The 11,933-nt window shown below is 61.7% G+C and carries 17 protein-coding genes; 6 read left to right on the forward strand and 11 right to left on the reverse strand.

The genetic code is table 11. The annotated features are described in order from the left end of the window. Positions 1-12: 12 nt before the first annotated feature. From NKT35_RS17955 to NKT35_RS24060, 7 genes are all read right to left on the reverse strand, one after another. Positions 13-801: a peptidylprolyl isomerase gene (locus tag NKT35_RS17955; protein ID WP_254295560.1), complete on the reverse strand. Its 789-nt coding sequence runs from the start codon at positions 799-801 to the stop codon at positions 13-15. 19 nt (positions 802-820) lie between these two features. Continuing rightward, positions 821-1,087, reverse strand: a complete 267-nt coding sequence (locus tag NKT35_RS17960) for a BolA family protein (RefSeq protein ID WP_254295562.1) — start codon at positions 1,085-1,087, stop codon at positions 821-823. Continuing rightward, positions 1,084-1,386 (reverse strand): YciI family protein, encoded by a 303-nt coding sequence (locus tag NKT35_RS17965; RefSeq protein WP_254295564.1) that lies wholly within the window; start codon positions 1,384-1,386, stop codon positions 1,084-1,086. The genes NKT35_RS17960 and NKT35_RS17965 overlap by 4 nt, the downstream gene beginning before the upstream one ends. Continuing rightward, entirely contained in the window at positions 1,386-1,919 is a 534-nt protein-coding gene (locus tag NKT35_RS17970; protein ID WP_254295566.1) for a septation protein A, read from the reverse strand. The genes NKT35_RS17965 and NKT35_RS17970 overlap by 1 nt, the downstream gene beginning before the upstream one ends. Before the next feature lie 60 nt (positions 1,920-1,979). After that, positions 1,980-2,921 carry an SPFH domain-containing protein gene (locus NKT35_RS17975; protein ID WP_254295568.1) on the reverse strand — a complete coding sequence of 314 codons (942 nt, stop codon included), beginning with the start codon at positions 2,919-2,921 and terminating at the stop codon, positions 1,980-1,982. 5 nt (positions 2,922-2,926) lie between these two features. Next, positions 2,927-3,352 (reverse strand): NfeD family protein, encoded by a 426-nt coding sequence (locus NKT35_RS17980; protein ID WP_254295570.1) that lies wholly within the window; start codon positions 3,350-3,352, stop codon positions 2,927-2,929. Positions 3,353-3,436: 84 nt separating this feature from the next. Then, on the reverse strand, positions 3,437-3,559 hold the full coding sequence (locus NKT35_RS24060) for a hypothetical protein (protein WP_256493411.1): 123 nt from the start codon (positions 3,557-3,559) through the stop codon (positions 3,437-3,439). 126 nt (positions 3,560-3,685) lie between these two features. Here NKT35_RS24060 and NKT35_RS17985 point away from each other — a divergent pair, with 126 nt between their 5' ends. Next, complete coding sequence (locus tag NKT35_RS17985; RefSeq protein WP_254295572.1) at positions 3,686-4,273, forward strand: IMPACT family protein; 588 nt, start codon at positions 3,686-3,688, stop codon at positions 4,271-4,273. A 27-nt stretch (positions 4,274-4,300) separates the two neighbouring features. Further along, positions 4,301-5,233, forward strand: a complete 933-nt coding sequence (locus NKT35_RS17990) for an exopolyphosphatase (RefSeq protein WP_254295574.1) — start codon at positions 4,301-4,303, stop codon at positions 5,231-5,233. A 67-nt stretch (positions 5,234-5,300) separates the two neighbouring features. On the opposite strand, the gene NKT35_RS17995 is transcribed toward NKT35_RS17990, so the two are convergent. Beyond that, positions 5,301-5,960, reverse strand: a complete 660-nt coding sequence (locus NKT35_RS17995) for an HAD family hydrolase (protein WP_254295576.1) — start codon at positions 5,958-5,960, stop codon at positions 5,301-5,303. A gap of 103 nt (positions 5,961-6,063) precedes the next feature. On the opposite strand from NKT35_RS17995, the gene NKT35_RS18000 reads away from it, so the two are divergent. From NKT35_RS18000 to NKT35_RS18015, 4 genes are all read left to right on the forward strand, one after another. Further along, positions 6,064-6,711: a nucleotide-binding protein gene (locus tag NKT35_RS18000; RefSeq protein ID WP_254295577.1), complete on the forward strand. Its 648-nt coding sequence runs from the start codon at positions 6,064-6,066 to the stop codon at positions 6,709-6,711. Between the two features lie 179 nt (positions 6,712-6,890). Continuing rightward, entirely contained in the window at positions 6,891-7,841 is a 951-nt protein-coding gene (locus NKT35_RS18005) for a GMP reductase (protein ID WP_254295579.1), read from the forward strand. Between the two features lie 170 nt (positions 7,842-8,011). Next, on the forward strand, positions 8,012-8,890 hold the full coding sequence (locus tag NKT35_RS18010) for a substrate-binding periplasmic protein (RefSeq protein ID WP_254295581.1): 879 nt from the start codon (positions 8,012-8,014) through the stop codon (positions 8,888-8,890). After that, entirely contained in the window at positions 8,794-9,723 is a 930-nt protein-coding gene (locus NKT35_RS18015) for an IS1595 family transposase (RefSeq protein ID WP_505190947.1), read from the forward strand. Before NKT35_RS18010 ends, NKT35_RS18015 begins: the two co-directional genes overlap by 97 nt. Positions 9,724-9,852: 129 nt before the next feature. Here NKT35_RS18015 and NKT35_RS18020 read toward each other — a convergent pair whose 3' ends face one another. From NKT35_RS18020 to NKT35_RS18030, 3 genes are all read right to left on the reverse strand, one after another. Then, on the reverse strand, positions 9,853-10,317 hold the full coding sequence (locus NKT35_RS18020) for a MaoC family dehydratase (RefSeq protein ID WP_254295582.1): 465 nt from the start codon (positions 10,315-10,317) through the stop codon (positions 9,853-9,855). A gap of 232 nt (positions 10,318-10,549) precedes the next feature. Further along, positions 10,550-11,320: an alpha/beta fold hydrolase gene (locus NKT35_RS18025; RefSeq protein WP_254295585.1), complete on the reverse strand. Its 771-nt coding sequence runs from the start codon at positions 11,318-11,320 to the stop codon at positions 10,550-10,552. 16 nt (positions 11,321-11,336) lie between these two features. Beyond that, positions 11,337-11,903: a GNAT family N-acetyltransferase gene (locus NKT35_RS18030; protein WP_254295587.1), complete on the reverse strand. Its 567-nt coding sequence runs from the start codon at positions 11,901-11,903 to the stop codon at positions 11,337-11,339. Between the last annotated feature and the right edge of the window lie 30 nt (positions 11,904-11,933).

Consider the following 11,933-nt stretch of genomic DNA (forward strand, 5'->3'; position numbering starts at 1 on the left):
GATTAGGACGGGTTATTGGATCTTGCTTTTGGCGCGCAGTTCTTCCACGGCCTTGGCAATGGCTTCTTCCTGCAGCTGACGGCCCAGTTGGGGCTTGATCTGCTCCAGCGGCGGCACTTGGGCGGCGCGGATGTCGGCGATCTTGAATACATGCCAGCCGGCCGGCGATTGGTAGGGCTCGGCGCTGACCTGGCCCTTGGAGATCTTCTGCAGGGCTTCGGCCAGTTTGGGGTCCATCTGGGACAGATTGCCCCAGCTCATGTCGCCGCCGTTTTGCTTGGATGCCGGATCGATGGAACGGGTCTTGACCAGGTCCTCGAACTTGGAGCCTTTCTTCAGCTGGGCGATGACTTTTTGCGCGTCGTCCTTGTTGACCAGCATGATCTGGTAGGCGTGCACTTCCTTGGTGTTGCCCACTTGCGCGGCCAGTTGGTCGTAACGCGCCTTGATTTGCGCGTCGCCGATGCCGGACTTGTCGGCGATGTCGGCGAACAGGGCGTCGCGCAGCAGTTCGGCGCGTAGCTCATCCAGGCGCTTGGTGAACAGGGGCTGCTTGTCCAGGCCGCGGCGCACCGCCTCTTGCAGGATGACTTCGCGGTTGATCAGCGAGCCTTTCAGTTGCTCGCGCAGTTCAGGCGAGTCTTGAACCTTGCCGCCGTTGCTTTGCACTACGTTGGCGACGGCTGCGTCCAGCGCGCTCTTGTCGATGGCGGTGCCGTTGACGACCGCGATGGATTCGGCTGCGGCCGGCAGGCTGATGGAAGCTGCCAGCAGCAGCGCGGCGATACGGGAGTGCTTCATGTTTGCCCTTTGTAGAATCTTAAAGTTCTTCCGGAGTGAGCGCGCGGATGGCCAGCGCGTGCACGCGGCTGGTCATCAGGTCGCCCAGCGTCTGATAGATCAACCGGTGGCGCTGGATGCGGCCCAAGCCGGCAAAGCGAGCGCTGACTATGGTCAACGTATAATGGCCGCCACCGCCTTTGGCGCCGGCATGGCCGGCGTGCAGGGCGCTGTCGTCCTGAATGTCGATGTGGTCCGGCGCCAGAGACTGCAGCGCCGCTTCCAGCATCTCAATCGTGCTGCTCATGCGGGGAATACCTGGCGAAACGGTTTGACTTCCACGCTGGCGTAAACGCCGGCGTCCTTGTATGGATCGGCGTCGGCCCAGGCTTGGGCATCGGCCAGCGAGGGAAACTCGGCCACGATCAGGCTGCCAGAAAAGCCCGCCGGGCCGGGATCGATGCTGTCGATGGCGGGGCAGGGGCCGGCCAGCTTGAGCCGGCCTTGATCCTGCAAGGCTTGCAGCCGGGCGAGGTGGGCAGGGCGGGAGGCCAGGCGCTTGTCCAGCGTGCCGGGCGCGTCATGACCCAGGATCACATACAGCATTATTTTTTTTCCTCGATGTACTTGGCCAGGAACAGGCTCTGGGCGATGACGAACAGCAACATCAGCCCCATGCCGCCGAATAGCTTGAAGTTGACCCACACGTCTTCGCTGAAGTGGTAGGCGACAAACAGGTTGAGCCCGCCCATAAAGGCGAAGAAGCCGGTCCAGGCCCAGGTCAGCTTGCGCCACACCGGATCGGGCATGCTGATTTGCTGGCCCATCATCAGGCGCAGCCCGCTCTTGCCCAGCAAGTCGCTGATCAGCAGGCCGCCGCCCATCACCCAGTACAGCACGGTGGGTTTCCACATGATGAAGTGTTTGTCATGCAGCAACAGCGTCGCGCCGCCCAGCACCACGATCAAGCCCAGGCTCACCCATTGCATGGTGTCCACCTTGCGATGCTTGATCCAGGCCCAGGCCACCATCAGAACTGTGGCGGCGATGGCGAAGCCGGTGGCGACGAACATGTCCCGGGTCAGCCAATAGGCGCCGAAGAACAGCAGAACGGGTAAAAGGTCGGTAAAAAATTTCATGCGGGTGATTATGCGGGCTGACGCCGGCATATTCAAGCCGCGCCAGCCCTGGCCTCGGGCTTATCGGTTAGTTTGTTTTACCACGCTCAGCGCGCTGGCCACCAGACCGCCGACGTCGGCGACATTGCTTGGCATGATGATGGTATTGTTTTCCTTGGCCAATTTGCCGAAGGCGGCGATGTATTGCTCGGCCACCTTGAGGTTGACCGCCTCCAGGCCGCCCTCGGTGCGGACGGCGCCGGCGATGCGGTTGATCGCGTCCGCGGTGGCGTCGGCCACCAGCCGGATGGCTTCGGCTTCGCCCACCGCCTGGTTGATGGCCGCTTGCTTGCCGCCCTCGGAGTTGTTGATGGTGGCTTGCATCTCGCCCTGGGACTTCTGGATGGCGGCTTCGCGCGCGCCGGTGGCCAGGTTGATCTGCTCCACTTTCAAGCCTTCGGATTGGGCGATGCGGGCGCGTTTTTCGCGCTCGGCGGTGATCTGGGCCTGCATGGCGTGCAGAATGTCCTGCGGCGGCACCAGGTCTTTGATTTCATAGCGCAACACCTTGACGCCCCAGTTGATGGCGGCTTCGTCCAGCGAGGCCACCACGCTGCGATTGATGTCGTCGCGCTCCTCGAAGGTTTTGTCCAGCTCCAGCTTGCCTATCACCGAGCGCAGCGTGGTTTGCGACAGCTGGGTGATGGCGACGATGTAGTTGCTGGTGCCATAGGAAGCCAGCTTGGCGTCGGTCACCTGGAAATACAGAATGCCGTCCACCTTCAGCTGGGTGTTGTCGCGGGTGATGCAGATCTGGCTGGGCACATCCAGCGGGATTTCCTTCAGGCTGTGCTTGTAGGCGATGCGGTCGACAAAGGGCGTGATGATGTTGAGGCCTGGCGTCAGGGTGGCATGATAGCGGCCCAGCCGCTCCACGATATAGGCATGCTGCTGCGGCACCACCGCCAGCGATTTGAAAATGAAAATAACGACTGCGACAAACAGTATCAGGGCGATTTCCATATTTTTTATTCCGGTTGTTGCGACGATATTTTGAATAGGTTGCCATCCCGGCCGGCGATGTAGCCGTTGCCGCCGGCCTGCAGCTGGTCATCCAGCAGCTCGGCGTCCCACTCCGCGCCGCGGTAATGGATGCGGGCATGTCGGGGCGGCGCCAGGCTGATGATGGAGACAGGACGGCCCCAGTCCGGGTCGTCCTGAGGCAGGGCTTGCGGGCGCGGCTGGCGGCGTTTGCGCTGGCGCACAAGGATCAGGCCTATGGCGCCGCCTACGCTGGCGATCAGCCATTGGGCCAGCTCCGGCGCGCCCAGCCAGGCAGCCAGCCCGCCGCAGGCGAAGGCGGCGGAGATGACCAGCAGGTAGAAGGTGCCGGACATGAATTCGGCGATCAGCGCCGCCAGGGCGCAGATCAGCCAGAATGTGATGGCTTGCAAGTGTGAGGTCCCCGGCTAAACGGCTATCAGGCATTGTCCCGCTTTAAGTTGGTGATGACAATGGTCTTGCGGGCCGGGCGGCGCTCATACGTGGTCGATATCCGGAAGGAAGTGGGAGAGGTGTATGGTCTCCTCGCTGTCCAGCCAGCTTTTCTTGACGTAAACCGCCAAACCGACGATGGCGATGAGCAGCAGCAATGCAGTCATGGCGGTTTCTCCTGGCAGGACTGGACTATTGATTCCAGTTTAGACCTTCCGCTTGATTTTGCCCTGCCCGCATGGGCCCGCGCGGGTTTACAATGCCCGCCCGTTTCAGACAGCAGGATAGCCAGAATGTTCCAGCTCGCCGCGCCGGCTCGCGCCGAAATCGAAATCCGCAAAAGCCGCTTCATCGGTTTGGTCTATCCAGTAGGCAGCAGGGAGGAGGCGCAAGTCCTGCTGGCGGCGATTCGCCGCGAATGGCCGGATGCCCGCCATTATTGCGCGGTGCTGCTGTGCGCGGGCGATTCCATGCTGGATGACGATGGAGAACCTTCTGGCACCGCCGCCAAACCGATGTATAACGTATTGCAGCATAAGCAGATTTCCAATGTGCTGGCGGTGGCGGTCCGCTATTTTGGCGGCATTAAATTGGGAGCGGGCGGCCTGGTTAGGGCCTATACCCAAGCTATCAACGCGGCATTGGATCAGGCGGAGCTGATTCCGGTGCGCAAGATGCGAGGGATGCGCTTGACGGTGGATTTTTCGGCCGAGGCGCGCTTGCGCCATCTCTGCCAGGAGTTGGAGTGGCGGGTCGTCGCGCAGCAGTATGCGGAGAAAGTCGCCTTGGGTGTCGAGGCGGTGGACGAAGGCTTGAGCGACAAGATGGCCCTGCTGCGCGACAAGCTGGCTGGCGCGGTGGAGATTCAGCAAGCGGAGTGATGGGCGGGAAGAACAGGAGGCTGGGAAATGTCGCAAAAACAGTATCGATTGGTGACGCGCAGCGATTTTGACGGCTTGGTGTGCGCCGTGCTGCTCAATGAGCTGAATTTGATCAATGAGGTGAAATTCGCCCATCCCAAGGATATGCAGGACGGCAAGGTGGACATCACCGGCGACGACATCACCACCAACCTGCCTTATGTCGCCAAAGCGCATCTGGTGTTTGATCACCATCTGTCGGAAACGCTGCGCAACGCCACCGACGTCGACAATTACGTGATCGATCCGCGCGCGCCGTCCGCCGCGCGGGTGGTGTACAACCATTACGGCGGCAAGCAGGTTTTCGCCAATATCGGCGATGAGATGATGGAGGCGGTGGACAAGGCCGATTCCGCCCAGTTCAGCACCGAGGAAATCCTCAATCCCAAAGGCTGGGTGCTGTTGAACTATCTGATGGACGCCCGCACCGGGCTGGGGCGCTTCCGCGAGTTCAAGGTCAGCAACTTTCAGCTGATGATGGATTTGATAGGCTATTGCCGCAATCATTCGATAGACGAGATTTTGCAGTTGCCGGACGTGCAGGAGCGGGTGGCGCTATATCGCGAGCACGAGGCGCTGGCCAAGGAGCAGATCCGCCGCTGTTCGCGGGTGCATGGCAACTTGGTGGTCTTGAATCTGCTGCATGAGGAGGTGATCCATCCGACCAACCGCTTCATGATTTACGCGCTGTTTCCCGATTGCAATATCTCCATCCATCAAATGTGGGGCGTGAACAAGCAGAACACGGTATTCGCGGTGGGCAAGTCCATCGTCAACCGCACGTCGAGCACCAATGTCGGCGCCTTGATGCTGCAATACGGCGGCGGCGGCCATGAGGCGGCGGGCACCTGCCAGGTGGGGCATGATCAGGCCGAGGATGTGCTGGATGAATTGATAGCCCGCATTCGCGGCCACGGTTGAGCGGCCGCGCTGGATTTGACGGCGAAGGGCGCGCCCGCAGGCTATGCGGCGCGTCTTTTGTTTTGCGTCAGAGGGACTGGATCAGCGCGAGCGCGCTGCGCAGATCGTCGCAAACCGCCAGCGCGCTGGCGCGCAGGGCGGGTTCCGGCGCGATCAGGTCTGGCACCATGATGGCTCTCGCGCCTGCCGCTAGGGCGGCCTGCATGCCATAGGGCGAGTCCTCCAGCGCGATGCAGCGCGCTGCGGAAATGCCTAGCTTGTCGGCGGCGGCTAAATACAAGTCCGGCGCAGGTTTGGCGTGGACCACCTCGTCGCCGGCTACGGTGTGCTCGAAAAAACGCGCCAGCCCGCTGTTCGCCAGCTTGATGTCGCAAATGGCGCGGCGGGTGGAGGTGGCTACCGCGCGCGGGATGTTTTGCTGCTTGGCCCACTCCAGCAGCTCGATGATGCCGGGCTTGAGCGGGATGGATTCCTGTTCCAGCATTCTGCGATAGTGCGCCCGGCTGCTTTTCTGCAGCCGCTCGGCCAGTTCGGCGTTTTGGAAATGCTCGGCAATGTAAACGGTGCAGCGGGCTTCGGAGAGGCCTACCATGCCCAGCAGCATGGCGTCTTCAATCTCGACATCCAGTTCCTGGCCGGCAAGGCGGGTGGCCGCGCACGAGAGCTGCTCGGTGTCCAGCATCAGGCCGTCCATATCGAACAGCAGTGCGTCAAAGCTACGATTCATACATTCTCCCTTCGAATCGACCTTATCCGCTTATCCCGCCGCCGGCAAGGACTATGGCTCTGGTATAGTGTCTGTTGTCCATTTCAAGACAGGGGAGTGCGTCGTGCAGTCGGTTCTGATAGCCAATCCCAAGGGCGGCAGCGGCAAGTCCACGCTGGCCACCAATTTAGCCGCCTATTTCGCAGCCAGTGGCAAGAAGGTGATGTTGGGGGACGTCGACCGCCAGCAGACCTCCTTGCACTGGCTGTCGCAGCGTCATCCCGATCTGCCGGGCATCGCCGGCTGGGAGGTGGAGCCCAATGAACCCAAGCGGCCGCCCAAAGGCACCGAGCTGGTGGTGTTGGATAGCCCGGCGGGTTTGCACGGCAAGAAACTGTCTAATTTATTGTCGCTGGTGGATCATGTGATCGTGCCGGTGCAGCCGTCGCCTTTCGATATGTGGGCGACTGAGGCCTTCTTTGAGCAAGTGCTGGAAGAAAAAGCCATCCGCAAGAGCAAGGTGCAGTTGGCGGTAGTGGGCATGCGGGTGGACTCGCGCACCAAGCTCGCGCGCGAGCTGGAGCAGTTTCTGGACAGGCTGGAGGTGCCGGTGCTGAGCTGGCTGCGCGACACGCAGCTTTACGGCCAGGCTGCGGCGGAAGGCATGTCCTTGTTTGATTTGCCGATTTCGCGCGCCGCGCGCGACCGCGAGGAATGGCAGCCGATCTTGCGCTGGCTGGGGGACGATCCTCACGCCTGGTGCGACAAGTGAAAAAATTTTATTTCAAAAGTCTTGACGTGGAAAAAGTCGAGGCGTAAATTTGCAACGTATCTGCGTGCGAGCCAAGCAAAGGCGTCGCAGGGAGCAGCGCAATCGGGAGCCGACATGGCTCCCGTTATTGTTTGGGGCCCCTGTATTTTCATTCAAACTTTGCTTTGGGAGCATCACGCATGATCAAGACCGAATTGAACTACGGCGACGTATACTTGGTACCGAAACGCACGCTGGTGGATAGCCGCAAGGAATGCGATACCTCGGTGCAATTCGGCCCGCGCCGCTTTGCGATGCCGGTCTTTCCGTCCAATATGAAATCGGTGGTCTCGGCTGAGACCTGCGAATTCTTCGCTCGCCAGGGCTGGTTCTACACCATGCACCGCTTCAATGTCGACGCGGTGGCCTTCACCCGCGACATGCAAGCCAAGGGCCTGTTCGCCTCGATCAGCGTCGGCGTCAACGAAGACACCATCGAGCAGCTGGATGCGTTGCAAGCCGCAGGCCTGGCGCCGGAATACATCACGCTGGACGTCGCCAACGCCTGGTGCGTCAAGGCTGAGCGGATGATCCGGCACATCAAGAAACATTTCCCGAATGCCTTCCTGATCGGCGGCAACGTCGCCACCGCCGAAGCGGCGCGCGACCTGGAAGCCTGGGGCTGCGACGCGATCAAGGCCGGCATCGCCGGCGGCCGCGTTTGCATCACCAAGAACAAGACCGGCTTCCATCGCCCGATGATCTCCACCGTGCAGGATTGCGCGGCGGCGGTGAAAGTGCCGGTGATCGCCGACGGCGGCATCGTTGAGCACGGCGACATCGCCAAGGCGCTGGTTTGCGGCGCGGCCATGGTGATGGCGGGATCCTTGTTTGCCGGTTACGACGAGTCGGCTGGCGACATCGTGGAAATCAACGGCAAGCATTACAAGGAATACTTCGGCAGCGCCTCGCAGTTCAATAAGGGCGCCTACGTCAACGTCGAAGGCAAGAAGATCCTGGTCGAATACAAGGGCAGCATAGGCAAGCTGCTGCGCGAGCTGCAGGAAGACCTGCAATCGTCGGTCAGCTACGCCGGCGGCACCACGCTGTCGTCCCTGCGCGAAGTGGAGATGATCCAGGTTTATCGCTGACTCAAGGCGGTATGAGCAAGGGCCCCGCATATCGCTAGGCGATGGCGGGGCCTTTTTGCTCGCGGCGCGCGACGGCGCAGAGGCTATGATGAAGTGCGGCGTTTTCAGGCGATGCGCCGCGCGAGCGCCTGCCATCATCCGGCATGACGCATGCTGCCAAGGAGTGCTTCATGTTGCGCAAATGGCTTGGGTGGGCGGTGGTCTTGTGGGGCGCGTCTTCGGCGTTGATGGCGGCTCCATTGCAGTTGGGAACGGATGAGTGGCCGCCGTATGAGATGGTGAACGAGCCCCAGTCGCCTGGGTTCAGCGTCGAGGTGATCCGCCGCGTGTTCGAAAACATGGGCGTGCCGGCGGAGATACACCAGTACCCGTGGGCGAGGGCGCAAAGCATGGCGTTTGCCGGGCAGAACGACGGCTTGTTTTCCGCGTTCCGCAACGCGGAGCGTTCAGCGCGCTGCTACTACCCGGACGAGCCGCTGGCTGTTGACCGCTGGGTGTTGTTCGTGCGCAAGGACAACGTCAACCGGCTGGCCTTCCATTCGCTCGACGATCTGAAAGACCGGCTGGTCGGGGTGGTGCGCGGCGCGGCGGTGTCGCCCGAGTTCTGGGCTTTTGTGAAGGCGCGTCATGGCTATGAGGAGTCGGTGGACGATGACGCGAACTTCCGCAAGCTGCTGGCGGGGCGGGTCGATTACGTTGTCGCCAGCGAGGTCAACGGCGCGCGCGAGCGTTTCCGCATCCCTGATGGCGAGCAGATAGCGGAGCTGCCCGGATCGGTGTTGAAGGAGGATGCCATGTATCTGATCTTCAGCAAGCGCACGGTAAGTCCGCAGGCGGTGGAGGCCTTTTCCAAGGCTATGTCCCAATTCCGTGTTGGGAGCTATGCTGAATACAGTAGCAGACCGGGAGTCGCGCCATGGATGCCCAGAGTTTTCAGCGTTTTCTTGCCCAACTGGATCAGCTCACGCTCAAACAGAGGAGCTTGCTGTCTTCTGCGCTTAAACATCCCACTCACCATGACGCCATTCAGGACGCCTTGCCTGACCTGACGGCTTGCCCACACTGCCAGGCCGAGGCCAACCAGTTGGCGTTATGGGGCTGGAGCCGAGGCCTGCGGCGTTATCGCTGCAAACAGTGCCACCGGACCTGCAATGCCTTGTCGGGCAGTCCATTAGCCAAATTGCGCAAGGCCGATCGCTGGCTGAGCTACGCCCAAGCACTGCAGGATGGCTTGACCGTGCGAGCAGCCGCTCGTGCATGCGGCATCAGCAAGAACACGGCTTTCCTATGGCGGCATCGCTTCTTGCATCGCGCATCAGACCATCTGGCGGCGCAAGCCCGAGGCATCGTCGAAGTAGATGAAACCTTCATTCTGGAATCATTCAAAGGGCAGCGGTGCCTCCCCCGCGCGCCGCGCCAGCGGGGTGGCGTCAGCCAAACACGGGGAACCGGGCCGGATCAGATTCCCATCATGGTGGTGCAGGACCGAGAGGGACATATAGCGGACTTCAAGTTGAAGAAGCTCAATGGCGCTCATGTGGAAGCGGCTTTAGCCCCGTTGGTGGATAGCGACGCCATCCTGTGTTCGGACGGCGCAGCGGTGTACTCGACCTTTGCCAGGCAGCATGGCATTACCCATCGAGTCGTGCATGCCAAGACGGGACAGCGGGTACGCGAGGGGGCGTTCCATATCCAGCATGTGAATGCCTACCATAGCCGCTTGAAGCTTTGGATGGCTCGATTCCACGGGGTTGCCACCAAATACCTTGAAAACTATCTGGGGTGGCGACGGATGCTGGAGCGCTATCAGCAAACCATGCAGCCTTGCCACTGCTTGCAGGAGGCAGTGGGTCGTCCCTTGCAACACATTATTGGGACATAGCCTTTTCCAAGGCCCTGCATCAGTTCAAGCAAAGCGGCGAGTATCCGGCGATCTTCCAGCGCTATTTTCCGGACATGGCGGGGGGAGCGAGCCGCTAGCCGTTCAGGCGGGCAGCCTCCCTGGACAGCTCTAGACGGCGGCGCCGGGCTCTTGGGCGCGGCATTGCATCCAGATCGCGCACTCCAGTTGCATCGCGATGCCGCCGTTCTGGTTGCGGGTGGTCCACTTGACTTTCACCACGCCAAACCCCGGCTGGCTGCCTGAGCGGCGCTTGTCCAGCACCTCCACTTCCACATGCAGCGAGTCGCCCGGCCGCGTGGGCTGGGGCCAGCGCATTTGGTCGATCTGCATGCCGATCAGGCCATTGGCGGCCTGGCCCAACTCCGTCTGCTCGACCAGGCGCATCGACAGGCTGCTGGTATGCCAGCCGCTGGCGGCCAAGCCCTGAAAGAAAGTCTGCTTGGCGGCTTCCGGATCGGTATGAAAAGGCTGAGGGTCGAACTGGCGGGCGAAAGCGATGATTTCAGCCTCGCTCAGCGTATGCGCGCCGCTGAGAAAGCGTTGGCCGGGCTGCAAGTCTTCGAAGTAGAGCATGTTTCAACTTACGTTAACGTCACATCGAGGCTTGCAGCATAACGGTAAAGGGCGTGATGGTCAAAGTTGAAACTAGCGCGCGGCGTAGACGAGCACCAGATCGCTGGTCGTCTCCCCATGCAGTTGAGCGGTTTCTTCATGGCTGAAATGAAAGCCAGCCTTGATCAACACGCGCTGCGACGCGCCATGGCGACTGTCCGCAGCCGCTGCGTGTGGCCAATCAGAGGCGGCGTCATGGCGCGTCTCCCAGTGCGGCAGCGATGGCCGCGGCGAGGCCCGCGGGATTGTCCCAGGCCAAGGCATGGCCGGCGTCTGCGACGATGCGGACGGCGATGCCATGTTGCGGCAGCCATTCGGTGTCCGGGTCGGGGAGCGATTTCTCGCCGAAGATGATGCAGCGCGGCATGGCCAAGGCCAACAATTGTTCTCGCCAGCTGATCGGGCTGCCTGCTATCAGCCCTTTGGCCGCTCGGTGCACGGCCAGCGCAGAGGCGACGGCCATGCTGCCGGCCCAGTTGGGATTGTCCGTACCAAAGGCCTGAATGCTATCCCTGTGGCCGAGCGCGGCGTAGTCGGCCTCGTTCCAGGCGGCTATCGCGCGGCTGTAAGCGCCGCCGCCGCTGTCCAGATTCGGTTCGGCCAATATCAGATGGCCGATGCGATCCGGCATCAGCGTCGCCAGTTCGATGGCGACGCTGCCGCCCATGCTGTGGGCGAACAGGTCGAAGCCGCGCAAGTCCAGCGCCTCCAGCCATTGCGCCAGCGCTTGCGCCTGGGCGCGCGGGGTGTAGCTGAAGTCTTCAGGCTTGTCGCTGAAGCCATGACCGAGCAGATCGACCAGCAGCGCGCGGCGGCCGGCCAGGCCGGGCTCGGCCAGCAGGCGCGGATAGTCGAACGAGGATGCGCAGCCTATGCCGTGCAGCATGAGGAGCGGCGCGCCATGGCCGGGAATGTCGTGATAGCGCAGGTGGGCGGCGGGTTCGATGAGCTTGTGCGATTTCATGGTCGAACTTCAGAATTTAGTTGGTCAAGGCGTATAGGGCGGTATCGCGCATGCTGCCGTCCGGGGCGATCCGCTCATTGCGCAGTATGCCTTCCAGCTGGAAGCCGGCGCGTTCCGCCACGCGGCGGCTGTCCAGGTTCAAGGTATCGGGCAGGCAGCTCAGGCGGCGGAATTGCAGTTGAGTCATGGCGAAATCAGCCACGGCTTTCACCGCTTCGCTGATCAGGCCTTGGCCTTGCCATTTCCGGTGGCACCAATAACCGATCTCGGCTTGCTTGTGCTTCCAGTGGATGCGGTGCAGGCCGGAGGCGCCGACAAAGTGGCCGTCCTCTTTCAGAAACAGCAGCAGCGGCAGGTTATGGCGCGCCAGATAGTCCACGCGGCCTTGGCGGCAGAAGGTTTCCGAGGCTTCTTCGGAAGGCTCTTCCTGGGCCCAGGGCATGGAGGCGGGCCAGGCGCGCAGCTGTTCCAGCGTGGCGACGACGCCGGCGTGGACGGCGGGGCCGTCGCCCGGCATGGGACTGCGGATGATCAGGCGACGGCTTTCGATTTGGTCGGGGAGGTCCAGCAGGATGGTGCTCACTTCATGCTCCTTGCATTGTGCAATGCAATA

It is taken from the genome of Chromobacterium sp. IIBBL 290-4 (genome assembly GCF_024207115.1).
In the GTDB taxonomy this organism is placed as follows: Bacteria; Pseudomonadota; Gammaproteobacteria; order Burkholderiales; family Chromobacteriaceae; genus Chromobacterium.